The sequence below is a fragment of the Mesorhizobium sp. M0590 genome (genome assembly GCF_040320905.1).
GTDB lineage: Bacteria > Pseudomonadota > Alphaproteobacteria > Rhizobiales > Rhizobiaceae > Mesorhizobium.
The window spans coordinates 1-24,111 of the sequence record NZ_JAMYQN010000035.1 but is presented as its reverse complement, the minus strand read 5'-3'; the positions used below and the strand labels follow the sequence as shown (position 1 = coordinate 24,111).

The 24,111-nt window shown below is 58.6% G+C and carries 18 protein-coding genes and 13 pseudogenes; 14 read left to right on the top strand and 17 right to left on the bottom strand.

All coding sequences use genetic code 11. The annotated features are described in order from the left end of the window. Both NKI52_RS31150 and NKI52_RS31145 read right to left on the bottom strand, forming a co-directional pair. On the bottom strand, positions 1-324 hold a 324-nt coding region (locus NKI52_RS31150), incomplete at its 3' end, for an SDR family NAD(P)-dependent oxidoreductase (RefSeq protein ID WP_352700704.1). Positions 325-754: 430 nt separating this feature from the next. Then, positions 755-1,144: a GNAT family N-acetyltransferase gene (locus NKI52_RS31145; RefSeq protein WP_352700703.1), complete on the bottom strand. Its 390-nt coding sequence runs from the start codon at positions 1,142-1,144 to the stop codon at positions 755-757. A 255-nt stretch (positions 1,145-1,399) separates the two neighbouring features. Here NKI52_RS31145 and NKI52_RS32850 point away from each other — a divergent pair. After that, positions 1,400-1,639: pseudogene (locus tag NKI52_RS32850) on the top strand (Lrp/AsnC ligand binding domain-containing protein); the annotation flags it as partial. On the opposite strand, the gene NKI52_RS31140 reads toward NKI52_RS32850, so the two are convergent. The 7 genes and pseudogenes from NKI52_RS31140 to NKI52_RS31110 all read right to left on the bottom strand — a co-directional run bounded on the left by NKI52_RS31140 (position 1,631) and on the right by NKI52_RS31110 (position 6,648). Beyond that, a complete protein-coding gene (locus NKI52_RS31140; RefSeq protein ID WP_352700702.1) occupies positions 1,631-2,389 on the bottom strand; it encodes a maleate cis-trans isomerase family protein in 759 nt (252 codons plus the stop codon). The pseudogene NKI52_RS32850 and the gene NKI52_RS31140 overlap by 9 nt on opposite strands. Positions 2,390-2,681: 292 nt before the next feature. Beyond that, positions 2,682-3,395 (bottom strand): hypothetical protein, encoded by a 714-nt coding sequence (locus NKI52_RS31130; RefSeq protein WP_352700701.1) that lies wholly within the window; start codon positions 3,393-3,395, stop codon positions 2,682-2,684. A gap of 374 nt (positions 3,396-3,769) precedes the next feature. Next, positions 3,770-3,976 (bottom strand): annotated as a pseudogene (locus NKI52_RS31125) (IS110 family transposase); the annotation flags it as partial. 46 nt (positions 3,977-4,022) lie between these two features. Then, positions 4,023-4,169 carry a hypothetical protein gene (locus NKI52_RS31120; protein WP_352700700.1) on the bottom strand — a complete coding sequence of 49 codons (147 nt, stop codon included), beginning with the start codon at positions 4,167-4,169 and terminating at the stop codon, positions 4,023-4,025. A 187-nt stretch (positions 4,170-4,356) separates the two neighbouring features. Further along, the gene (locus NKI52_RS32845; protein WP_502897828.1) at positions 4,357-4,578 is read right to left on the bottom strand and encodes a transposase; all 222 of its coding nucleotides are present in this window, start codon (positions 4,576-4,578) and stop codon (positions 4,357-4,359) included. A gap of 354 nt (positions 4,579-4,932) precedes the next feature. Next, a pseudogene (locus NKI52_RS32840) lies at positions 4,933-5,403 on the bottom strand (transposase); the annotation flags it as partial. A 288-nt stretch (positions 5,404-5,691) separates the two neighbouring features. After that, positions 5,692-6,648, bottom strand: a pseudogene (locus NKI52_RS31110) (IS110 family RNA-guided transposase). A gap of 318 nt (positions 6,649-6,966) precedes the next feature. Here NKI52_RS31110 and NKI52_RS31105 point away from each other — a divergent pair. After that, positions 6,967-7,440 (top strand): annotated as a pseudogene (locus NKI52_RS31105) (IS110 family transposase); the annotation flags it as partial. 380 nt (positions 7,441-7,820) lie between these two features. Here the strand turns inward: NKI52_RS31105 and NKI52_RS31100 are convergent. Next, positions 7,821-8,093, bottom strand: a complete 273-nt coding sequence (locus NKI52_RS31100; protein WP_352700699.1) for a hypothetical protein — start codon at positions 8,091-8,093, stop codon at positions 7,821-7,823. Between the two features lie 325 nt (positions 8,094-8,418). On the opposite strand from NKI52_RS31100, the gene NKI52_RS31095 reads away from it, so the two are divergent. From NKI52_RS31095 to NKI52_RS31085, 3 genes and pseudogenes are all read left to right on the top strand, one after another. Next, a complete protein-coding gene (locus NKI52_RS31095; protein WP_352700698.1) occupies positions 8,419-9,249 on the top strand; it encodes a helix-turn-helix transcriptional regulator in 831 nt (276 codons plus the stop codon). Between the two features lie 192 nt (positions 9,250-9,441). Beyond that, positions 9,442-9,810, top strand: a pseudogene (locus NKI52_RS31090) (transposase); the annotation flags it as partial. A gap of 132 nt (positions 9,811-9,942) precedes the next feature. Continuing rightward, positions 9,943-10,522 (top strand): annotated as a pseudogene (locus NKI52_RS31085) (IS110 family transposase); the annotation flags it as partial. A 561-nt stretch (positions 10,523-11,083) separates the two neighbouring features. On the opposite strand, the gene NKI52_RS31080 reads toward NKI52_RS31085, so the two are convergent. Next, the gene (locus NKI52_RS31080) at positions 11,084-12,250 is read right to left on the bottom strand and encodes an amino acid kinase family protein (protein ID WP_352700697.1); all 1,167 of its coding nucleotides are present in this window, start codon (positions 12,248-12,250) and stop codon (positions 11,084-11,086) included. A 336-nt stretch (positions 12,251-12,586) separates the two neighbouring features. Here NKI52_RS31080 and NKI52_RS31075 point away from each other — a divergent pair. Both NKI52_RS31075 and NKI52_RS31070 read left to right on the top strand, forming a co-directional pair. After that, positions 12,587-13,755, top strand: a pseudogene (locus NKI52_RS31075) (ISAs1 family transposase). Positions 13,756-13,813: 58 nt separating this feature from the next. After that, positions 13,814-14,267, top strand: a pseudogene (locus tag NKI52_RS31070) (IS21 family transposase); the annotation flags it as partial. 167 nt (positions 14,268-14,434) lie between these two features. Here the strand turns inward: NKI52_RS31070 and NKI52_RS31065 are convergent. After that, positions 14,435-14,605, bottom strand: a pseudogene (locus tag NKI52_RS31065) (DUF982 domain-containing protein); the annotation flags it as partial. Between the two features lie 517 nt (positions 14,606-15,122). Next, positions 15,123-15,395 carry a Y4lK-related protein gene (locus NKI52_RS31060; RefSeq protein ID WP_352700696.1) on the bottom strand — a complete coding sequence of 91 codons (273 nt, stop codon included), beginning with the start codon at positions 15,393-15,395 and terminating at the stop codon, positions 15,123-15,125. A gap of 244 nt (positions 15,396-15,639) precedes the next feature. Between NKI52_RS31060 and NKI52_RS31055 the strand changes: the two genes are divergently transcribed. Both NKI52_RS31055 and NKI52_RS31050 read left to right on the top strand, forming a co-directional pair. Beyond that, positions 15,640-16,731: an IS5 family transposase gene (locus NKI52_RS31055; protein ID WP_352700695.1), complete on the top strand. Its 1,092-nt coding sequence runs from the start codon at positions 15,640-15,642 to the stop codon at positions 16,729-16,731. Then, positions 16,731-17,075: a hypothetical protein gene (locus tag NKI52_RS31050; protein ID WP_352700694.1), complete on the top strand. Its 345-nt coding sequence runs from the start codon at positions 16,731-16,733 to the stop codon at positions 17,073-17,075. Before NKI52_RS31055 ends, NKI52_RS31050 begins: the two co-directional genes overlap by 1 nt. 574 nt (positions 17,076-17,649) lie before the next feature. Here the strand turns inward: NKI52_RS31050 and NKI52_RS31045 are convergent. The 4 genes from NKI52_RS31045 to NKI52_RS31030 form a co-directional block, all read right to left on the bottom strand. Continuing rightward, positions 17,650-17,973 (bottom strand): S46 family peptidase, encoded by a 324-nt coding sequence (locus NKI52_RS31045; RefSeq protein ID WP_352700693.1) that lies wholly within the window; start codon positions 17,971-17,973, stop codon positions 17,650-17,652. Between the two features lie 116 nt (positions 17,974-18,089). Further along, positions 18,090-18,242, bottom strand: a complete 153-nt coding sequence (locus NKI52_RS31040) for a hypothetical protein (protein ID WP_352700692.1) — start codon at positions 18,240-18,242, stop codon at positions 18,090-18,092. A 392-nt stretch (positions 18,243-18,634) separates the two neighbouring features. Further along, entirely contained in the window at positions 18,635-18,832 is a 198-nt protein-coding gene (locus NKI52_RS31035) for a hypothetical protein (protein WP_352700691.1), read from the bottom strand. Between the two features lie 215 nt (positions 18,833-19,047). Beyond that, positions 19,048-19,248 (bottom strand): hypothetical protein, encoded by a 201-nt coding sequence (locus tag NKI52_RS31030; protein WP_352700690.1) that lies wholly within the window; start codon positions 19,246-19,248, stop codon positions 19,048-19,050. A gap of 52 nt (positions 19,249-19,300) precedes the next feature. On the opposite strand from NKI52_RS31030, the pseudogene NKI52_RS31025 reads away from it, so the two are divergent. From NKI52_RS31025 to NKI52_RS31000, 5 genes and pseudogenes are all read left to right on the top strand, one after another. Further along, positions 19,301-19,949, top strand: a pseudogene (locus tag NKI52_RS31025) (MFS transporter); the annotation flags it as partial. Positions 19,950-19,981: 32 nt separating this feature from the next. Next, positions 19,982-20,268, top strand: a pseudogene (locus tag NKI52_RS31020) (ABC transporter transmembrane domain-containing protein); the annotation flags it as partial. Then, positions 20,261-20,458 (top strand): annotated as a pseudogene (locus tag NKI52_RS31015) (aldehyde dehydrogenase family protein); the annotation flags it as partial. The pseudogenes NKI52_RS31020 and NKI52_RS31015, both read left to right, overlap by 8 nt. Positions 20,459-21,921: 1,463 nt before the next feature. Continuing rightward, complete coding sequence (gene ectB / locus NKI52_RS31005; protein WP_352700689.1) at positions 21,922-23,229, top strand: diaminobutyrate--2-oxoglutarate transaminase; 1,308 nt, start codon at positions 21,922-21,924, stop codon at positions 23,227-23,229. Between the two features lie 724 nt (positions 23,230-23,953). After that, the coding region (locus NKI52_RS31000) for a transposase (protein WP_352700705.1) at positions 23,954-24,111 on the top strand (158 nt) is incomplete at its 3' end.

Below are 24,111 nucleotides of genomic sequence, written 5' to 3'. Positions count from 1 at the left end.
CCGCCAGTCGTCGTCACTTGTGTCCCTCCCCTCATGTGCGACGCCCGCGCTATTGACGAGAATATCCGGGCAACCACCGATCGCAATTGCCAAATCGCGCACTGACCGCGGATCGCTGACGTCACAATAACATGCCCGGACGTTAGACCCTATCCCGGCTGCGGCTTGCCGGGCGGCGTCGAGGTCCAGATCGACCAGCATGACCGACGCACCCGCCCAGTCTAACGTGCGCGCAATTTCCAGACCGATGCCTCGCGCGCCGCCGGTAACCAGAGCCGAACGGCCGGTTAGGTTAAAACGCCTTGTGAAATCGGGATGCATCATTGGCTTTGATCCTCTGGGTTGCCATCTTGAAAGCGTTGGTGGACGCGAGACTGGTACTTTCCCCGGTGTCTGGCGGCGCACAGAAGGCGAGGCTTGGGCTTGAACAGAGGATGAGACCGTGGATAATGCAGTCGCGCCACAGGTCGAGCCAACTCCTGAATCGGACCACCAGCCTCTGGTGTAGTCCCCTCAGCCATTCTGCGTGAAAGGCTAAGCGATCCAGGGCGAGTTAACGCCCGAGCTGCATCATTAAAGAGGTAAGCAGCGCAGTGCACAATGCAACTTGGGTTTAATACCAATGTCTTTGCGGCAATTTCTGGAGCCGTGCAGGTTGGCACCTGCAGATCATTAGTTTGTATGGGCATATTACGGGACGCGGCGAGATATACCACCATCGTGTTCATAGATAATCGCTCTCTATATAGCAACACTACATTTTGGCTAGGCGAATCGAACGCGTGTTGGTTGTCCGAATGAATGCGGTGACCTTCTCAAGGCCAAAATGCTCCATTCTTTCGGCGATCCATTTCCCTGAGGCCGCAAGATTGAAGCATACGAGTACAACGTTGTTCGACCCGTCGGGTAGGTTCGGGACGCTGCACATAAATCCACAATAGCCGGCGAGTCTTCTGACTTGGCCTGCTACTTTGACGGACACCATCCACAAGCCGAAGCGATTGTGCCGCCAATGATTGATGAACCCAAGCAGTTCAGTTTTCGACTCTTCCAGCGTCCGATCGCTATGAAGTCTATCTAGAAGAAGATCGTCGCTATGCGACCGCGATCTCAGGATCAGGCGCGGCGTTTCCAGGATGTGCATAAGAAAATTCCTTGTCGACCCGGCGCTCAATCACTGAGCGACGCCCGCAACAAACGTCGGGAACATTATCTTCCGGAATGCACGCTCCTTGGGTTAAGTTTTATAAACTTTTTGCGATAGTCATCTTTGTAGACGGTTCTTCGCATTCGCTGAGAGTCCTTTCTGGTTGGATATTCATCGCCTCCATCCGCCTCATGCTCCACCGCCGCCAGCTCCACCGCGCACGTAACCGAGTTTCAGTCAGAAGGCTCTCCGTCCACAACCGAGGTGGTCAATAGCTTCTACGTCACGGGCTACGTGGACTTTGTTTTATATTAGCGCGCAAAGCATGGACGATTATGAGGCTTCACGCGGCGCTTCCTCTACGAGAATTCCGACATCAAAGCCGTCAAAACGATGGTTGTCATGGATCGGGTAAAAACCGGTTTCGCCGTGGTTCGCTCGCGCCACCTCCGCGGAACTTTTCACAGGTGGAGTGGCTCGTTCTCAGCGTGATGCGGAGAGCAATCGTCCGAATCCATCGACCGGCTTGTGATAGCCAGCCAGGCGAAGCGCGTCCCATGCCATAGCTTGCGAACTCGTTACGACCGGTATGCCCAGCGCACGCTCTAGGTGGTCTATGTGCGGCACGATGGGCGTCGATGTGCACGAGACGAAGAGAGCATCCGGCGAGGAACGTTCGACGAGTGTCTTGGCACCGCTGAAGATGAGTTCGGTCCGAAGATCACAAATATCCGAATCGATATTAATATTAAAGGTACCGTCTGCGACCACATCAAAGCCATTCTCTCGCAGAAATGGAAGGAATTTTTGATGAAGTTCGATGACATAGGGTGTGAGCAGCGCAACATTTTTGGCATTCAACTGCTGGAGCGCTGCGACGCCCGCAACGCCTGGTGAAGTATATTTGATCCCAGGACGCGCCTGCTGGAGCTCGGAAAGTAAATCGTTTGCGCCGAGCGCCACAGTACCACTTGTACAGCTGAAAGCCAGCACATCAAAGCGCCCGGCTGGAGGGAGAGTGTCGGTTACCGCCTTGAACGACGTCGGCAATGTAAACCCACCGCCGCTGTGATCATAGCCGGTCCTAGTCGTGAAAACCGTAATTTCATTCTCCGGCATGATGCAGGTAAAAGCATCTTCACCGATTTCGTCCGAGTGAAGCAAGATAAGTCCGATACGAGCCTTTGCAGGCGGGAGGCTTGTCAAAGGTTCAAAGATGGTAGTGGAAGTCGGATTGTCCATAACATCTTCTCCATTGTTGTACGCTGCTAAAGGCGCCTCTGTGTCGGGACATGTGCGTCAATTTATCTCGAAATTGACCGGCGGTACGTTCGTCAGCACTTCCACGCCGGACTCAGAAACGCGGAAAGTCTCGCTGATGCCGTATCCGTAATCTTCGTCTACCCAGTTACCCAGGTTCAGGTGGAAGGTCAGATTCGGCCTGAGCTCCGTCTTGTCTGCCTCTTTAAGGCTGGCTGTAGGTTCAAGCCAGTCGATGCCAATCGGGTAGCTCCGATTGCAGCGAAAGGGACAATCAGGAGAGGTCCAGCTCTAGCGCCTTAGCCACGGTGCCTTTAATGAGTTGGGACAATTCGCGTTGCGTTAACCAAATAAGCCAATCATCATCTTCTATGCCGTGGTCAGGTAAACTCAAAGCGGCCCCCTGTGCTTCTCTGTTAGGATAACCATACTGATCGACGATCCCCTTTTCGATTAGCCAAGTAGGGACAAGGGCATAAATGAAATCGGGTGACCATTTCGCCCACGCCAGCCCAAACGCAATTCCTGCGAGCGTACTAGGCAACCCCTGTCCCCTAAAATCGTCTCGGAGCCATAAGTCGCCGTGGTAAACTACTATCCGAGTAATGTTTTGAGCGGTCGGCGCAAAACAAACACACGAGGAGCCTGAGCCGGCGTGGCTCTTTGGATCCGCGTAGAAGGCTTTCAATGACTCGAGGTGTCCAGCCAAGTTTGTGTTCGCCAGATAGTCCACCCGAAGAGCCTGAACATGCGCTACTTTGCCCGATTGACATTCTCCAACGATCCAAAAGCCACGGCCAGCTCCAAGATTTGAACAATCCGGTTTGAAACTAGGGTTCGTTGGTCGTTTTCCAACAATGCCTTTTGTGATATCAACATATTCGTCAAAATCTTCTCCGGTTCTGAACCGAATTCCCGATTTCCTGGCTCTGTTGTCGAATAAAGAAATGTACCTGGATACATCCAAAATTGTCGTATCGTTATTCATTTATCAACTCATACGCTTCGTTTTGATATCGATCCACAAAACGTAAGAGCCGATGGTCATAAAAGCTACTACCTGTTCTGGTAGTGACCTGCAGTCTAGCAGGCTTCTCTGATTGGGGTTGTTGAGGTCAAGCTCCTGTTGTTTTTTTCGGACCGTGTCGCCCCGCGGGTCACTCGCTTCTCTTCGCGGTCGGCGCAGGGCCGCCGCATGATGGGGTCAGGAGAGCGAGGCGTCTCAATCTGTTGAACGACCTTCAGAAAGTTCGCCCCAGGATCGTGCCTGCTAACGAGATCGCCTTGCCCATCGTCCCCACGGGAACGATCCAGGATCACCCTTGTGGGCGAAACTCTTTCTTCATTTGTCCGTTGTCCATTTCATGCCGATACGAGACCGGGTTCCTTGCCGAAGCGGAACTCGGTCGCGTCGCTCCACATGCGATGTAGGATGACGGCGAGCTTGCGGGCAACCGCGACACGGGCTCGCGCCATACCGTGCCCCTTGGCGAGGTTCATGCCCCACGCGCGCAGGCTCGACCATTTCTTGCTGCGCACGAGCAGCGTATGAGCTGCTTCGTAAAGCGCGATTCACATCGACCACGTTCTCACATCCCGACAGGAGCAGCCGCCCTCAGTTAGGCTCGGCCGAGACCCCAATCACCCCATCTGTTGAAGAAGGGTAACGTTTGGCCTTGAGCATGGCCTCGTCGCCGTTGTGATACTCGAATGTGATTTCGATCGAGCCGCCTCCGGCTCGCTCGCCGCGCGTTTCCTTCACGATCCGCCCCAGCCGCGTCGACCACGCAAATCGCGGTATCTTCTACACGTCAAGTCCGGCAAAATACTTCATGGCTGCTCCTTCCCGATGTTTGTGGCGTCCACTGAGGTCGAGATAGCCGCGATCCCACAGATCGGCCTCGATATAATCCGCCAGCGGCCAATCAGTTGGCAGCGTGCCGGCGCGGTCATGCCGGCACCGCCAGCAGCTTCGGCAATCGCACCAGATTGTAGGCGGCGGCAGTGAAGGTGAAGACCCACCCGACGCGGTCGCGGCCGCGGAACCTTGTCTTCTCCTGCCCGGCGACCGTCTTGATCCAGCCGAACGCTTCCTCGATTTCTGATGCGCTGGCTGACGGCGTAGCCGCCGTGCCGGGTCGTGCGCCCGTCGATCGCCGAACGGCGGCCACTCGTGTTCTGCACCACGTGCGGCGTCATCCTCATCGAGCGGGTCGGCGCCGAGGGTGATCGCCTGTGGACAGTCGGCGCGAGGCTCGATCATATGAGCGCGGCCACCCGCTCGGCATGCCCGTCGGCCAGCGTCAGGCAGGCGTCGACCAGAAGGCCGTGGCGGTTCTCCATCAGCCATGCCTCATAAAACAGAGCTTGGCTTCCTTGCCTTACCCCTTGCGATAGAGCCTGGCGTCCGCATCGGTGTTCGAGGCATGCGTCTCGTTCGACCCTTTCTGGCCATGGAAGTCCGCCTCGGGCGTTGCGCCCGCCGCCGTCTGCCGGCGGCTCACCCGGTCTTCGCCCGAGGACGGGCTCTTCGGCTTGACGCCCTTCATCGATGCCCAGGCTTCGATCAGCGTGCCGTCGACCGAGAAGTGATCCGTGGACAGGAGCTTCTTGACTTTGGGTTGCGCCAGCACGGCCGCCAGGAACTTCGCCGCGATATCGCCCTCCAGCAGCCGGTCACGGTTTTTGGAGAACACCGAATGGTCCCAGGCTGCGTCGTCGACGCCGATGCCGACGAACCAGCGGGACAGGAGGTCGTATTCCAACCGTTCCATCAAAAGCCGCTTCGAGCGGATCGAATAGAACGCCTGCAAAAGCATCGCCCGCAGCAGCTTCTCCGGCGGGATCGATGGCCGTCCGATGGGCGAATACGGCGCCGCAAAATCCCGCTCAAGCGCCGAAAGCGCCTCGTTCACGATCGCCCGGATCGCGCGCAGCGGATGATTGCGCCGCACTCGCGCCTCAAGGTCCACGTAGCTTATATAAGGAGCGTCAATACGGAACTGTCGTCAGGGTGACATTTTTGCTTTCCATTGGTTGTTCGGCATCCACGGTCTGAGCCCGATTGCAAGACGCGGCTCGTTGCCAAGCCAGATCCAACTTATATACGGTCGCTGTTTGAGACACCGGCACCAACATCCCGCTTGCGGCGGACAAGGGCTCAGGAGGACGAGACCATTCTGGCTTACGGCCATTTCAGGGCCACGCATATTCTCGGCTCGTCCCACCTGGATCCACCAGGATCGGGTCCTGGAAGATTTGCAGAATTCAGTTCGGCTAACGCATCAGGCGGTCTTCATGACCGCCCCCTCGATGACGACGCCGGCGCTGACGTATTTCCACAGCGCCACGAGCAGCTTGCGGGGGAGCGCAACAATCGTCGCCTTCTCAGACGGCCGCCCTTGTGTTTGACCCGGTCCTGGAACCACAAGGTGAGCGGCGATCGCGGTTGATGGCGCAGCCACAGCCAGGCCGTCTGGATCAGCGTCGTTCGCAGCCTTGGATTGCCGGCTTTCGATAACCCCTGGTCGTGATCGACCGAGCCGCTCTGCCACGGTGTCGGCGCGAGGCCCGCATAGGCGGCAACCTGTCGTCGGTTGTCGAAGTGACGTGACAGCCCCTCCGACCACAAGACGGCGGCAAACTCCGGCCCGATGCCCTTCAGGTCGAGCAGCATCGCCGATGCCGGTGAGACGACCGGCACGTCAGCAAGCATGGCATCACGTTCGGCCTCGACAGCCTTGATCTTCTCCAGCAGCAGTTCGAGCCAGTCGAGTTCCCGGCCGACCTGCGCCTGCAGATGTGCCGGCAAGGGTCGACCGTCGCCGGTCTTGAGCCCCTCCAGTCGCTTGCGCCGGTCGCGGCGCAGCGGCTCATAACCGGACACGCCCTGGGCGAACAGCGGGCCTTTGACGCGGTTGACGTGGCGTACGCGCTCGTTCGTCAAGGCCTTGCGCTCACGCGTGATGCGACGACGGTCCTCTTCTTCGGGCGTAGGCACTCGGAGCATCGCACACACCCTGGATCACGATGATCGGAAAGCACTGCCCGGTCCGCGCCTTCCTGTTGAGCTCGGCAAATCGCGCCAGCATGCCGGCGACGTCGCCAGCCACCACCGCATGTTTCAACATCTTCTCGCCGCCACCCGGCGACAGCGAGGTGATCAACCGTTTCGAGCGACTCAATTCCAACGAGACGAAAATTGCGCCAAGATCGGTACGGATAGCAGTCGGGCTTCGGATTGGTGAGCTGCAACGGGCATGCTTGCCTCCAGGGTCAGGTGTTGATTACGCGACCTCTCTTTGCCACAGCGCAGGTCGCTATCCACCCTCCTCATAGGATCTGAACAGTTCGCCAGTTCGATCGTCGCCGCCCCGCATGCATCGGTCTCCGAATCCCTTCGAAGCCAATGAATCACGGTCAAAGCTCCGCGGCGAGCGCCTTTTTCAACAGATGGGGTGATTGGGGTCTCGGCCGAGCCTAACTGAGGGCGGCTGCTCCTGTCGGGATGTGAGAACGTGGTCGATGTGAATCGCCACAAACATCGGGAAGGAGCAGCCATGAAGTATTTTGCCGGACTTGACGTGTAGAAGATACCGCGATTTGCGTGGTCGACGCGGCTGGGCGGATCGTGAAGGAAACGCGCGGCGAGCGAGCCGGAGGCGTTGTGCGACGCCCTGCGGAAAGTCGATCTACCGCTGGAGCGGATCGGGCTGGAAGCCTGTTCGCTGACGGCCTGGCTTCACGACGGGCTGTGCGCCGGCGGCCTGCCGGCTATCTGCATCGAGACGCGGCGGGCCAATGCGGCGATGAAGACGATGCCGAACAAGACGGATCGGAATGACGCCCGGGCGCTGGCGCAGATCATGCGCACCGGCTGGTATCGGCAGGTGCATGTGAAAAACCGGCAGTGCCGGCTCTGGAGATCCCTCCTCGTCGCCCGCCGCACGGTGCTGAATGAAATGCGCACCATCCAGAACGTGATCCGGGCGATCCTGCGGGAGGCCGGCATCAAGCTGGGCAGGCCGTCGCGACCCCCGGCACGCTCATCAGGTTGCGCACCTGCGGATCGCGACCTGCCAACCCGAGAAGACGCTTCTCGATCGTCTTGAACCTCGCACAGCAGCACCGCTCGGGTCTTGAGAAGAGCCTCGGCAATCTGCTGCAGCGTGTCATGATGGGCGACCAGTTGGCGAACCCGCCGCTCAAACGTCTTCGGCGGGCCAACCTTAGGTGCCAAGCCACGCAAGACCCCGCGGATGCTCATCTCGACTGCAGGAGCTGGCGCATGGTCAGCAGAGTGCGGACCTCCTGTGCTGGCAGTGACTTGCAGTGCACGAGGCGGAACCGGCCAAGCCGCATGAGCCGTGAAATGCCGCATGCATCTTTGCGATCCATCTTCACCGACATCGCCTTAAAGGCGTCGCGGCACGTGGCGCGTCTCGAAAAGCTCCACTGCCAGGCCGGACGCCTGCAGCCCAGCAAATAGCCATTGCGACAGCGGGCCTGCCTCAAGGCCAATCCGCGCAAGCGGTACTTCGAAAACCAGGCAATCAGCGCCTCCGGCTCGCTCGCCACCTTCGCTTCCCCGCACGATTTTACCCTGCCCATCAACCACAGACACTTGAGTCCGGCATATTAAATCCACAGTCGTCTCTCCTTGATGTTTGGCGCTGGCTTCGGCCATGACGCCGTTCACACCATTATTGTGAGGGGCGACTGCCTCGACCGAAAGTCTGGCCGCGGGCCAGAGGCCCGTTACCCCATCTGGTTAGAGTCAACCGACGAAAATTTGAGATTAAATATTGTAACGGCGGTTAAATATTAAGCACTGTCGCGCCACCTACACTTAATCGAAAATTACATTTTACCTCGCGGTGACGTGATAGAGCTATGGCGATGCCAGCCTGCCGATAACGGCCCGCAGAGCCGCAGGCTTACAGCCGGCAGCTTTGTGCACCTGTGCACCACTGACAACATCATCCAGTGCAAATGGCTGCGGAGGAGAGAGAATGGAGCGCCCACCCGATAACTGCGATTTCTCAACTTCGAAGCATGGCACCTTTTCTTTGGTCTCGTCGATGCATTTCCCTAAGGCGGCCAAGGAGGCGTTTGCGGTAGAGTTCGGCCGATTTCTCGACCATACTGATGGTGTTGCTCAGTCCGAGCAGTTGTTCGACCTGTTATCTGCTTTTGCCTTGAATTTTGATTGCCCGTGGATCGCCTATGGCTCTCTTACACCCGACCAAAGATATTTAAAGTCGGTCCGACGCGATCCGGCGGTGCTGCTGAACTATCCTGATGAATGGCAGGAGCGCTATTTCAAAATGGGCTATGACAGGATAGACCCCATCATCAAGACGAGTCGAAAGCGGGCGGGCGCCTTTCGATGGAGTGACGTATACAACGACGCAAGCACGACTGAATACGAACGGCGCGTTTTCGATGAGGCGGCGACGTTCGGGTTAAGATCAGGCATTAGCGTTCCATTGCACGGCCCCCATGGGAGCTTTGCGATTATGAGCTTTGCTCAACCCTGGGATCGCGAATTCCAAAATAGAACAGTCACCTACTTGCAACTTGCGGCGTTTCATTTCCACCTGAGGGTCGCGAAGTTCCAGAATTCGAGTGGCGTCGGGAAGGCGCCTAAACTTTCTCTAAGAGAGAGGGAATGTATTTTGTGGGCGGCGAGAGGTAAATCGTCGTGGGAAATAGGAAAGATCTTAGGTATATCACTGAACACTGTGAATTTTCATATTAAAAATGTATTGCAAAAGTTGGATGCTGGGAGCAGAATGGTAGCTGCTATGAAGGCCGTAGACTTCGGAATTATCGAATTGTAAAGGCGACAGCCAAAAGACACCATTTATGATTCAGGATCTGCCTGTCTAGACCGGCAAGAAGCGCGCGTTTCTTGAGCAAGAAATCGGGATGTGAGACCCTGACCCGAAACTCGGGATTGGGCTTGGAAGCGATTGAGTGGCTCCGTCCGTTGTGATTCGCTTGAGTTGTCTAGACTTGAGCGGGATCACGAGATGGGTTGGACGGAGGCCACCCGCCGGCAATATTGCCGCGCGGAGCAGCGGGATGCAAACGCATTGACGGACAGGGAATGGGCGTTGATCGAGCCGTTCATGCCTGGAGCGAAGGCGACAGGACGACCACGGACGAGCGAACTGCGATCGGTAGTGGATGCGCTCCTCTATATTGCCTGGACCGGCTGCCAGTGGCGGGCGTTGCCGGACCGCTTCCCGCTCGTTTCGACGGTTCAAAGCTATTTCTATGCCTGGCGAGACAATGGGCTGTGGAGGACCGTCAACTTCCATCTGGTGGCTGCGGCACGCCTGGCGCTTGGTCGCGAGGCGAGCCCGAGCGCCGGCATCATCGACAGATGGGATATTCGGCTTGAGCCTCGTCGTTTGGCGGTAATGCCATCAAGGTGATGCGCTTCGAGCTGATGATAAAACATGGTCGGTTCGCTGGAACAGCCACAAGCCGTCAGGAAGGAGAAGCGCAGCATGAAACATTAAGCAGGATTGGACGTCTCGGTGAAAGAGACCGCAATTTGCATCGTCGACGAAACGGGCACGGTGTGCCGCGAGGTGAAGGTGACGACCCATCCTGAGGGTCTTGCGCGGGTGCTCAAGGATCCCGCCTGGCGGTTGGAACGCGTCGGGCTTGAAGCCGGACCTTTGTCGCAATGGCTGTTCGAGGGGTTGCCAAAGCCGGCTTGCCAGTGGTTTGCATTGAGACGCGTCACGTCAACGCATTCCTGAAGGCGCAGCCGAACAAGATCGACCGCAACGATGCGCGCGGGATCGCGCAGATGATGCGGGTCAATCTGTTCCGCCCAGTGCATGTCAAGACCCTGGCGAGCCAGAAGCCCGGGCGCTGCTGACGGCGCGCGAACTCTTAAAGGTCAAGGCGATTGCCATCGAGAACGACATCCGCGGGCTGTTGCGCAACTTCTGTCTCAAGGTTGGCCAGATCGGTGCGGTCAAGTTTGAGGAGCGAATCCGTGAGCTCATTGAAGGCATGCCCGATCTGGCCAAGATCGTCGAACCGTTGCTCGACGCACGCCGCAAGCTGCGCCAGAATTATGCCGCCCTGCACCGCAACAGGCGGAATTCGAACCGCGTATCGCTGGCCTGAAACAACGCCTCTCCCAGCTTCAGGAGCGGCACCGGGCGGCGATCGAAGTGGCCGAGAACGAACGCGACCTCTCTCTCCTCATCAGCCGTCTGGAAGACTTCTCCGCCAAGGTGACAGCAGGGTTCGCCGGCCTTGATCGGACCGGAATACGGTAGATCATCCGCACCGTGGTCGCCGGGTCGAAATTGACAACGCGCACGTCGAGATCATCTCCCGTGTGCCCCCGATCGATGGCCCGGCTGGCCAAAATTCACCACGCGAAATGACTATTTCTTCGAGGCAACATTGTACAGAGGATCGTCGAGCGAACTTTCGCCTGGCTCGGACGTTGTCGCCGGCTCGCCAAGGATTTCAGGAATCAGTGCTGGGAGCCTCGACTTCGTTTCCGACACACTGACCGATGGGCGATGGGTCCGGTGTGGGTCAATCGACGGCTCAGCCGCAAGTGCCTGGGTATCTCGCTGACAATTCACCCTCTGGCGAGCGGGTCGCCCACGGGCTTGATCAGATCGCCGAGCGACGCGGCTACTGCCGATTTCCCGGCGCATTATTTGTGCGGATGAGCAGCGAACTATAAGGTGAGTGCTGTTTGGCCATTCTCGACCCAATCGGTTCGCCAGTCGCTCCAGGATACATCCGTTCGTGGATCTGGCGCGCCAGGAGAATGGCGCGCTCATAATCGCGCTCCAAGTGGACGCGTAACACTGAAGAATCAAGCTCTGTCACCGCGGTTCTTGATCCAATGGAGACCGAGCGAGTGCCCGCCAGCTTGACTAGGCGCACGGCAAAATCAATGTCGCCAATAATGCATATGCCGGCCCCGCAGTTGTCTTCCATGCAAATCGCGCTGATATCGTGTTTATGAAAAAGTGCGCGAAGGTTGTCGCGTTCTGCAGGGCTGGCGCACCATATCACCGCTGCGTCGCGAGCCACTGTGACGGAACGGGCGTCCCCATGGCCTGTTACGATAGTGCCCGTGACGGCTCCGTCGCTGGCGAGAGATTTACAAACAACGGTGACCGCGTGCTTTTCGGCGTATTCCACTGCCCTGTGGTGCAGTACCTTTGCACCATGTCGCGACATCTGTGCGATTGTTCCATAGGCGATCTCCGGAATCAGTTGTGCCCCTGGGACGAGATAAGGGTCTGCCGTATAGACGCCCGGAACATCCGAGTAGATTTCGCAGGCGTGCAGTCCTAACATGGAAGCAATTACGATAGCTGTCAGGTCGGAGCTGTTTCTGCCCAGAAACGTTAACCTGCCGTACTGATCAATTGCCTGGGCGCCCGCGGCAATGACAACGTCATGCTCCTGCAGTGCAGCTATTATTGGGTTAGGATCCACGCTCTCGACGGACGCACGACCGAAGTCTGAATTCGTGCGTATTCCAAGAGAATAGCCGTTGAAAGATATGACGGGAACGCTGAGGCGGCTGACAGCGGCCTCCAGAAGGCAGGCACTGAGCATCTCTCCGGTTGCAAGTGCCGCATCCAGGTTTGATGGCGATGCTTGCTTGTTGACGTCGAGCACCACTGCTTTCAGGTTGCCAGTTATTCCCGACATCGCGCTGACCACGGTAACGATTTTGTTTTCGCCAGCTGCCAATCGGTCGGCTATGTGCCCAGCAACTCGACCGTAGTCTCTAGGATGCAGAAAAGAAGACCCCCCGAATTTCAGAACGGTTGCGCTCATGTTCCACCAATCAGTTTGTAAGCAATTGCAAGCTGTGCGATGGGGAATGCGCCACGGCGTCCTCCCGCCGAGATCGCGTCAGGCGCCAGATTGGGATATCGTCGGCGATGATCGCCCACAAACTATGCGGAGATGGGATTCTCAAAAACTACTAAGATCGGTAGGTGGGCAGTGATCGATGCACTCGCTGCACCTCACGCTACCTCCAGTATGCCGATTCCGACGGCGTGTCGACAAGCTGGCGCAGCTCCCCAGGGCTCTGAACTCGGGTTAACGCTCTTTCGGGATTGTGATTTGGCTGTTCCATGAGCGCTTCATTGATTCGGAGCGCCTGCCATGACCATTGCCGCCCTTGAAGGTTTCGAGAAGCCGCGCCTGAAGGCGCTTCTGGAGCATTTTTCAACCGTCTAAGACCCGCGCGAACCCTGGCGTGTCGCGCTTACGATGCCGGAGGTGCTGTTTCTGGTGGTCTGCAGGACGATCTGCGACTGCGACGATTATGACGGCATCGCCGAATGGGGAGAGGCCCATCTCGATTTCCTGCGCCGCTACCTGTCTTACCATCACGGCGCGTGCCGGGTGGCCGCTGGCTGACCATCCTGATGAAGCGCATCAACCCGGCCCTGTTCTCGGCCGCCTTCACCGCCAGGGTGTGCGAGACCTGGCCCGACAACCCGACTTTGTCGCCATCGACGGCAAGACCTCGCGCCGCAGCCACGACAGGAGCGCACACAAGGCCCCGCTGCATCTGGTCTCCGCCTTCGCCACCACCGCGCGCCTCGTGCTCGGTCAGGAGGCCGTTGCCGACAAGAGCAACGAGACCACCGCCATTCCCGTCCTTCTGGAGCGGCTGGCCATAGACGGCGGCCTCAAGGACGCGCTCGTCTCCATCGATGATCGCAACCAACGCCACCATCGCAACGGCGATCCGCGACGCCGGCGCCGACTACCTGCTCGCCGTCAAGACCAACCAGCCGACCATCAGGAGCGAGATCGAAGCCTATTCGCCGATGCGCCCGCCAACAAGCTCGACCACTTCACCGATCTCGGCAAGGCCCATGGCCGCATCGAGCAGCGCACCGCCACCGTCAGCCACGAGACCGATTGGCTGACCGGCGCCCGCCACTTCCCCGGCGAACTGCGCCTGCCCGCCGCCGCTTCCATCGTCCGCATCGTGGCCCATGCCGAACTCAAGGACCGATGCCGCATCGAGACCCGATACTATACATCTCCTCCGCAAAGCTGTCGGCTCAAAGGGCCGCCGTGGCCGTGCGCGGCCACTGGAGGATCGAAAACACCCTCCATTGGACCCTCGACGTCACCTTCAAAGACGATCAGTCCAGGCTCAGAAAGGGCACGGCGCAAACAACATGGCAATCGTCAGGCACTTCGCCATCAATCTCGTTCGCGCCCTTGCCGACAAAAAATCCATCAAGCTCAGGCGAAAACGCGCCGGATGGGAGACCAAATATCTCAAAGCCATTCTGGGAAGGCTCACGCGTTAACCTGGATTCGGAGCCCTGCGCAGCTCCCGCAGGCAGGCGAGGGAAGCCGCGGCGCGGCTTCGTCGTCCACCAGGATCTGCCGACTGTCTTGCGCTGCCATACTGGGGCTTTCGAGGCGCTGGGCGGCGCTCCTCGCGAAGTGCTTTACGACCGTATGAAGACGGCTGTGATCGGCGAAGGCGCTACCGGCGGCATCGTCTACGACCGGGCCCTCGTCGATCTTGCCCGTTTTTCATCCCAAGGCCTGCCGGCCTTACCGCGCCACAACGAAAGGCAAGGTCGAGCGACCGTTCCGCTACATTCGCGAGGACTTCTTCCGGTCCTTTCGCAACCTCGAAGACTTGAATGCGCAGTTGCGTCACTGGCCGGACACGGTCGCAAACCCGAGAGTTCACGCAACCACACGGCGTGTCGTCAACGAAGCTTTTGCCGAGGAGCGGGCAGCGCTCCGGCCGCTGCCGTTGGCTCCCTTCCGATCGGTCCTGAAGCTCGAGCGACGCATCAGCCGGGAAATTTCACTCGCGCCTCGCCCCAGTCGCATCGACGAAGAGCATTTAGACTTTTGCGGCGCCCGCTTTGCAGGCAGCAATCCACTGCATCGCACTGTCGCATCTTCCAATATGCCAACCTGCTTTGCAAAGTCGTAAAGCGCATTGCGCGCCGCACCTACAGGCTTGTGCCCATCGTAGGCGTCATGGGACGTCCGAAAGGCAGTTTCGTGGGCACTATCTCTGCGATCTTGCGGCCATTCATCGAGAAGATCGATGGCCTCGGCAAGACTTGCAATCTCTTGCACGATGTAGGTGGAGCGCTTCACGAAAATGGGGCTGCTGAAAGCCTCGGCCTTCATTTTTCCTCCCGACCTGCTGAACAGCCAGTTCACGTAAGCGGGGGCCGCATCGACCCCCGCCGATCGTTGCACAATGTGTTGTCGGCGCGATGACGCTTCAAGAGGAAAACGCGGGCGTGATGCCATCGGCCATTGGCCGAAGCATCTCAAGGCGCTCTCAATAGCCAAGCGGTGGCCGGCTCTCTCCGCTTCGTTCGGCTGCTCTCCATTCGAACGGCAAGTTGTAGTTCCTTCGGCGGGATCGACGCTCCAGGCGAAGAAGCTCGAATCCTCGCCTACGCACCAAAGTCGTCGCACACTTTGCAGCGGGCGCGGCGGCCCGGCGAACCAGTCATTGATCGCCACCTTGTCGGGGGTGCCCAGTACCGAGAAGACGAGGTCATTGCCCTGTTGGGCAAACCACAGCTCATTGACGACGATGCCCGTCCCGAAGTTCAGCTCGTCGTTTCGGTGAAGGAGCCGGATTCGACAATCGCCTCCGATCCGCCCTTTATTCGTTCCAATTTCGAGTGCCTGTTTAGTGCGTTCTCCGGCCCTCGTTCGTCGACGACTCGGGTTCTATGTACCGACCGATCGAGCGAAGGTAGGCAACGATCTCCGGTAGCAGGTGATCACGATCGCCAAACTCTTCCACGATTCTTTTTACCTTGCGCCAGGGTACCTTCCCGTCAACATCGCCCAGCGAATAGCCTAAGTGACCGATCGCGCAGATATCGCAGCCAGCCTCGATCACCTTGTCGACGAAGGCGGGAATCTCGCTCGCTTTCATTAGCCGCATGTTGCTAGTCATCGTAGATTATCTCCATTGGTGGTCGGCATGGAAATTGCGCCGACACTCAAACGTGCTTGAATGCGCGCACCTTCGCTACCTGTGCACCTTTACAGGTTGCAGGGTCTCAGGCCTGGCGGAGGCGCCGGATCGAGCGTTCCTGCGCATTTGTTCATTGTTGGCACTAGCAGGCTGTTGAAAAAGTGGCTCGCAACGGGGCTGTGAGCGTGATTCAGTGTCTCCGGAGAGATTCGGAGAACGAGGCATGCGCGGTGGTGACGAACGGTCTGGCGAACTGTTCAGTTATGTTGATCTCGAGGCTCGGGTGCGGCGCGATCATCCGTTGCGCCGTATTCGGGCGATTGTGAACGAGGCGCTGGCGGCATTGGAGCGGGACTTGGCGGCGCTGTATTCGCCGATGGGGCGGCCTTCGATCCCGCCGGAAAAGCCGCTGCGAGCGATGCTGCTGCAGGCGTTCTACTCGATCCGATCGGAGCGGCTTTTGATGGAGCGGCTGGAATACGACGTTTTGTTCCGCTGGTTTGTCGGCATCGGCGTCGATGACGCGGCCTGGAACCATTCGGTGTTCTCAAAGAACCGCGACCGGTTGCTGGAAGGTGACATCGCGGCCAAGTTCTTAGGCGCGGTGCTGGCGCAGCCCAAGGTGAAGAAGCTTCTGTCTACGGACCTCTTCTCGGTCGATGGCACACTGATCGAGGCGTGGGCGTCGATGAAGAGCGTCAAACCGAAGGACGGCTCGGGCGAGCCGCCGGCTGAAGGCGGCGGGCGAAACGCCGAAGCGAACTTCCATGGCCACAAGCGCTCGAACGACACACATGCCTCGACTAGCGATCCGGATGCCCGGCTTTATCGGAAGGGCAAAGGCAAGGAAACCAAGTTGTGCTTCATGGGTCATGGCTTGATGGAGAACCGCCATGGCTTGCTGGTCGACGCCTGCCTGACACTGGCCGACGGACATGCTGAGCGGGTGGCCGCACTGCACATGATCGAACCTCGAGCGGAGCGGCCACAGGCGATCACGCTCGGCGCCGACAAAGCCTACGACGCGGAAGACTTCGTCAATGAGCTGCGCTCGATGAGGGTGACGCCGCACGTGGCGCAGAACACGAGCGGCCGCAGTTCCGCGATCGATGGGCGCACCACCCGGCATAGCGGCTATGTTGTCAGCCAGCGCATCAGGAAGCGCATCGAAGAGGCATTCGGTTGGATCAAGGTCGTGGTGGGCCAGCACAAGACCAGGTTCCGCGGCCGCGACCGTGTCGGATGGGCCTTCACCTTCGCAGCCGCTGCCTACAATCTGGTGCGACTGCCAAAGCTCATGGCGGAGACCGGCTGATGGCCAAGGTTCCCGGCTTCGCCAAGGCCTTTGCCGGCCGCTGGCGCATCGTCGAGATGGATGTTTGGGATAACGACTTCCTCGATCTCGTTGAGGAAGCGCATTTGACATTCAAGGGTTCGGCGGATGGCGAGATCGCCTTCGGCGCACTCAAGGGCTTCCTCGATGTCCGATATGGCACCCGCGATGGCTCAGCCTGCGCGGAGTTCTCGTGGGAGGGGTATGATGAGAACGACCCAGCCTGTGGCCGCGGCTGGGTTGTCTTTGGCACTGCAGGCCGCCTTGTCGGCCACTTCTACATCCACAACGCCGACGATTCAGGCTTCGTTTGCGAACGAGCCTGACTTCTTCAACAGCCTGCTAGGGCAGCCCACTTGCTCCGTTCCAACAAGGCAGCACTGGCCACCGGAACGCTCCCACTGCGCGCACTGAAAGGCGATGCCGGCGCCAAGGCAGCTCAGGCAGTCGGAGTCAGTCATGCCGAGGCGCCATTTCCTTTCCTCGCAAGTCGCTCGAGCCGCACGCGCTCTTTTCGCTCTGGAGTCCAGTAGGTTGGGTCGCGGTTGGCTCGATCGGGGGGTCGGAGTCTTTCAATTTAGCTATAGGCTAGTTTGGTGTCGGCATAAGTCGGCCAAGGCCGATTTGGTCCAGAGCGGTCACGAACGCACTATCGCGGTCCTTCGCATCCAGCCGGCGGTATTCATCGAGCGCGGCCTCGAAGAGCTTGCGATCGATGTCGGGCAGATAACGGCGTTCAAATCCGCGTCAGTCTATCGACGGTCTGGTTACGGCCACGATCCTGAAAGCCGCTTTCACGGTCTTCATCGGGCTTCTCGTGCTCCTTCGCCCAGCGATAGGGAGTGCGCGCGGATGAGAGGATTTGCGAGCGGCTCAGCAGCGCCTGCCGCAGCCCTCGAGTCAGGCCCGGCTATTCTCGGCCACCATGACATCCAGTTCGCGGATTGCTGCTCCATAGCGCGCCTGCCGCGCGGGATCGTCAGCGACCCAGTCGCGATAAGCTTTCTTGCGAGCGTTGAGCCCAATGGCATCGGCGCCGGCGAGATCGCCCGCCAGCTTCTTCTCGGAGTTTTCTAGCCCTTGCAGGATGGCGGCGTAGCGGATCTGCGCGTCACGATTGCCTGTCATGGCTTCCTTGATATGGGCGGCATACTCCGACAGCAAATGCTGCCGCTGCGGTTCGTAGTGCGCGAAGTTGAACCGGACTTCGCCGGTGGTGCGCAACCGATTGCTCGTCGCTGCAGCCGGCGACCATCACGAAGTCGCCTCCTTGGACGCCTTCAGCGGCGATGCGCAGCCAGATCCTTTCCTTTGCTTCCTGCATTTAGCCTCGACTTCCGTCATGCATCACGCCGACGACCGCCGCTTTCTCGCCGCGCCATGGGTTTGACTAAGCCGACGATAGACCATGCGATAGGCAATTCCGAAACGATGTGGGCTTCCTTGCCCCAAGTCGTTCCCGTTTCAGCTCTGTCGAACAGCGATGTCAACATGATCCTGAGTTCCGAGGGTTCGCCCCGTATCAATCCTATAACCTTGATGAGGTTCCTGACTAGGAGGATGAGGCTGCTCCAACAGGTCCACGGTCTTAGGAATTGCCATTGCACGTGTTGATCTCGGACTTCTTCGTCGCGCGTCGCCAATTTCCAACCCAAAAAATCGCGTCTACGCTCGGTACCCCAATCAGCCGGCCTATAGCCCTGATGCCGGCTTCGAGGACCCTCCAGGATCGGGCCTGTTCGGATAGGCGTGAGCGAGACCGAGGCATCAGAGGGAACGGCTAGACGCTACCATGAGAATGCGCCATTTGCCGAAGAGCCGTACCGTTACCTTCGTAACTGTGCAACGCGAGGCGACCGTCGCTTCAGCCATCAGGCTTTGGGTGTCATTTCTCCCTGGCGGAGTCCACTGCCCCCGACAAAAGCCTGACCTTTGCCAGTCTTCTACGGGCAAGCGTTCGCGCCAAAAGTTCAAAGCCGCGTCCATAACATTCAACAATGAAAGCCAGCGTCATCAGATCGAGCAGAAAGTCGTCGATCGCATGTGTGAGCGCGTCAGACTTTTGTTCAAGCTGAAGCAGCAAGGCGCGCGCCTCTTCGATCGCGGCCCGGCAATCGTCTGCGTCTACAGGAAATCAATCCTGTCTAAGATCTGCAAGCCCTCACCTCGCCCCAACGCCAGACTCAACGCGTCGAACTCCGTTGTTGAGTGAGTTTCCGACGAAAGAACATCGTCGCGTCTCGCGAATAGGCATCGCTCAGCAAAGTGCCCTTTGATGAAGCATGATGCGTCAGCTGCCTATGCCAGGTTCTTGTAAAGAGCATCTTCTTCGAAAATGCCCATACCAAATAGGTCCATAGCGCGCATGGCCAGCTGCTCCGCTTCAGCAGAGCCGGCACGGATTCCTTTTTCTTGGCAAATCCGGTCATAAACCCGCTTCAACAACGCGAGGTCGTCTGGGTAGGCTATGCCGCTTGCGGATTTCTCGGAATTGGTCATCGCTCCCTTCCTGTTTTAGCGCGGAAGCGCGACAATCGCTCTCAGCCAGCGAGCGGCAATTGCGCTCGCCTTGGGCGGCGCGGGTTGGGTCACCGCCTGGTCCGGGGTTGGCGTAAGCGTGCAGCTGGCGAGCCCGCGCTGGGTCGTGGGTCGTACCATCTCGATCTACTATGCATTGATAGACGGCGGCATCGCGGCCGGCAGTTGGATATGGGGAACGGTGAGTCAGAACCATTCACTGACCTTGGCGCTGGAAGGTTCCGCCGGTGCTCTGTTGGTCGTCGCTGCAGCGGGCGTTCTGTTTCCTCTTCGCGAGCGCCGCGAATCCGAGCCTGATCCTTTGGAGGAATTCGACGCCCCAGCTGTCGCTCTCAATTTGAAGCCGAGAAGCGGCGCGATCGTGGTCAAGATCGAATATCTGATAGCCGAGAGAAATGTCGAGGCCTTCCTCGACCTAATGCGGCAGCGGAGGCATGTACACAGCCGCGTCGGTGCTCGGAATTGGACGCTCCAGCGCAACCTTCAGAAGCCTATGCAGTGGACAGAGACATTCCGCACGCCGACCTGGACGGACTACCTTCGTCTGAACCCATCGCCTCACGACAGCGGATCAGGAACTGGATGGGCGTGTTTTCGACTTGCACGCCGACCAGCTCGGCCGCAAACCACAGCAGTCAGTCCTTCACCTGCCCAGTCATTGAAGACTGACCTTCCAACATCTGGGCATCAGCGATCGTTGAAGAGCCGCGTGACGGATGAGAATCTCGGCGGCATCCGTGTCGTGCGTGCCTTCGCCGCGCAGCGCCACGAGCTGGAAAGTTCGACCGCGCCAAGCAGGACCCGTTTGACCTCGCCAATGAGCGCGTCGACATCCGCGTCGGCAACACCGGCGCCATGATTTTCTCGGTCCTGACCGCCATGGGCCTGGTGCTCTGGTTCGGCGGCCAGAAAGTGATCGCAGGTCAAATCAGCGTCGGCGCGCCGGCCCAGTTCCTTGTCGCGCGGCTTTCGCTACGCCTCTAATCTCAAGTGTGTCTGGCGCGTTGCCGAGGCCCTCGAATATGGCGTGGTCGGCATCAATACGGGACGCATGTCCTCCGAGGCCGCACCCTTTGGGGGAATGAAGCAATCAGGGATCGGTCGTGAGGGGTCGCGCCACGGCCTCGATGATTATCTCGAAATGAAGTACCTCTGTATGGGAGGCCTTTAGCACCCCAGCATACCAGGGCTTATCGACAGCTCCGTTGCAGCCGCAGGCGCCCCGATCATCCGGAGCCAGGGCATTCGAGCCGGCCCGGAGCCGGCACGCATTGCTAGATGTTCGCCCATCCTTCTGCAAAACCTCGAGAATGGCATATCGATCCTGTCGAGCGGCATTTTTCGTGAATCCTGCGAATATCCTGCTATTTCGCGCAACGATTATCGAACCTGCCCGTCCGCGCAAGCGCTTTCGCAAACACTTGCGAGCCGATTCATGGTTCACTTCACCAATACAGGGAGTGAGCCCAAAAGGACCCGGATCAGGAGAAGAAAATGCGCGTCGGCTGCCCCAAGGAAGGCAGGAGGGTGTAGCGTCGAAGGCGAACTTTCTGAGCGGGTGTGGCGTCGAAGCTCATGACCAACAACGTGGAACGTTTTTGCCGAGATCAATTCCGTGGACCGCGGCCGACGGGGCGCTTTGCGAACCTAACTCCATTCAATTTGACCGCCTTATGATAGCGCCAAGAGGACGAGGCGGACCATCCCATTGATGCTAGGGCCCGTGGCCAAGCGCGAAGGCATCGAGCATCTGCATGCCACGATGGGCCTGTCGGAGCGGCGGACCTGCTCCGTCCTCAGTCGCAAGATGATCCGCTACCAGTCCCGTTGTTAAACCCCGTCGCCATTCCTGAGAAAACGTAGGGCAACCAACACTTACTGTCGTGTCTGTCGAATCCGGGACACTTTGTTTTCGGCCTGGGTGCCGGCTGCGCTCCGGGTCAAGTCATTGAGCAAAACTCAGAAAAATATTTCTAAGGCTCCCTCGGCGCAATTGGCATGACTTTTGAGGAGTCATCTTCGTGGAACGCGACGCGCACTAGTGGTCGCATGAAGGATTCGGATGGTCACTGATAGCCAGAGCTTCTCGGTGCCACGCAACGTCCAGTTGCTGCGAATGACATTCCGAAGACCGGCGGAGATTAATGCAGCCGATCTATGGGAACTAATCGCGAAGTGCCGCAACTAGACCGCAACTTGCTGTATTACGAGCTGCTGCTTGCAGTGATTTCGCCGCCACCTGCGTGCTTGCTGAGGGAGTTGGTGAGGTGGTTGGCTGGTTGTCGGCCTACCCGGCCGAGCGACCCCTCCACGGTCTGCATTTGGAATTGCTGTGCAACCTAAGCTCCGCGACATGCGCTTGGGCAAGGAACTCATCCTCTCAGCCCTGAACGAGCCGGCTTGCAAGCTGACGCACATCAAAGGCACGGTGACGCTCCCGAAAGGGCATCTAGATTTCTTCGCAGTTGTGGCTCGGGACTTGGGTGCGCCAATCCGGCAAGCTCTGGTTCGACCGCGAGACCAAGGGACAGCGTGAGGGCGAGTACACGATAGCCATCAGTCCATCGAACGCTCCATCAGCCCTGCAGGCATTCCCGACGATATGCCTAGCCATACCCAAATAAGGAGGCAACGATGACTGACCAAAGTGCACCGGATCGCGAGGAGGAATTCGCGATCTTCAACCATCTTGAGTCCGAAGTGCGCAGCTACGCCCGCAGCTTTCCCGTCGTGTTCGCCAAGGCACGAGGGGCTCAGCTGTTTGCGCGCGATGGGACAGCCTATCTCGACTTTCTCATGGGCTGCTCGAGTTTAAACTATGGGCACAATCCCCCCGAGCTGAAGTCCGCGCTCACAGACTACATTGCGGGCGACGGCATCACCCACGGCCTCGATCTGTATAACGAAGCCAAGGAGTCTTTTCTGCGGGAATTCCACGAGACGATCCTTAGGCCGCGACAACTAAACTATGTCGTACAGTTTCCCGGTCCCACCGGCGCCAACGCGGTCGAGGCTGCCCTCAAGCTAGCGCGCAAGATCACTGGTCGGCCCAACATCATAGCCTTCACCAACGGCTTTCATGGCGCGAGCCTTGGCGCTCTCTCCTGCACCGGCAACCGATATCACCGCGCTGCTGCCGGCCAGCTGCTCAGCGGCGTCACGCGACTACCCTATGACGGCTATCTTGGATCCACTGTAGACACCTCCGATTACCTTGATCACCTGCTCTCGGATCTCTCCAGCGGCGTAGACGCGCCGGCGGCGGTGATTGTCGAGACAGTTCAGGGCGAAGGCGGCCTCAATGTCGCCGGCACGGAGTGGCTGCGCAAGGTGGCGGCCATTGCGAGCAAACACGGAGCTCTGCTGATCGTCGACGACATCCAGGCGGGTGTTGGCCGGACCGATGCATTCTTCAGCTTCGAGGCGGCGGGGCTCCGTCCGGACATCGTCACAATGGCGAAATCGATATCGGGGTATGGCCTGCCAATGGCCATCGTCCTTATTGACCGACAACTCGACAAGTGGGAACCAGGCGAGCACAACGGAACGTTCCGCGGCAACTGCCATGCTTTCGTCACTGCGCGCGCAGCCCTAGAGCACTTCTGGCGAACGAGTAGCTTTGCAGCATCCATCAAGGAGAAAGGCAATCTGCTGAAAAGCCGCCTTGATCATATCGCGAGCAAGTACGATCCAAGGCAAGTGTCAGCCAAAGGTCGGGGCATGATGCGGGGCATCGATCTGAAGTTTGGCGAAGTTGCCAGTCAGGTCGTCTGGACCGCCTTCCAGAAAGGCCTCATCGTCGAGACCGCTGGTCCGAAAGACGAGGTCGTGAAGTGCCTGCCACCCCTCGTTATTGGCGACGATCAGCTTGGCCAAGGCCTCGACATCCTTGAGAACGCTATCGATAGCGTGATCGGCCACACAGCGACCACAGCAGCATAAGAGGTGAATCATGATCGTCAGGGATTTCAATAGGAGAATCTGACAGCCCGGCGGGTTCAGACGACGAGCTGGAAAGCGTGCAGTTGGGGGCCGCGAGGTGCATGATGAGACCGGCGACCTCATGTCGCCCTAGGAAGCTCAATCCACGTCGGCAGCGAGATTCGGGCCTTCGCCTCCGCCGTCGGTCATCATTCTAGCCGCCTTACACTGACCCTACACGAGCACAGCCGCAACCAGAAAAGTATGACGGCCCGTCGAATTTCAATGGATCTCCCGTGGCTGGCTGTCCGGTGGGCTTCGCATTGTACGACATTGCGATACGAGAAGCTCGCGACAATTGGCGCTGATTTTCAGTGCATTATCAACCTACCGGTAGAGTACCCTGCAATGCATGACGACGCGACCACCCTTGAGGTATCGACATATCTCTGTTCGCCGACCGAAAGGCCGCAAAGCGGGCGTGCAATTCAGGATGGGGAAGATTTTGAGGAGTACCTTTCAATTACAAGTAAGCTTGCCGGGAAATATCCTACCTTTCCGAACTTCCGCCCGGATTGTTCACAGCTTGGACCCGGCCAGGCGTTTTGGGTCGTCGGAGAAGATAAATTCGGGAAAGTAGCGCATGTCCAGTGCGCCTCCGGCGAAGGCCGCCTTGCGCAAGCATGGCACGGTAGCGAGTCTGCGCTCTTAAGGTCGTCCTTACGAGCGTAGTTAGCAGCACAGCATGAGCCATGTGACGTTATTGACCGGACCGGAGCGTCGTCGTCGTTGGCGTGAAGAGGATCAGTGCCGGATACTGGCCGCGGCATTCGCGCCCGGGGCCACAGTGGCGGCGGTGGCGCGTCAGTACGATGTCGCGACCAGCCTGATCTATAAGTGGCG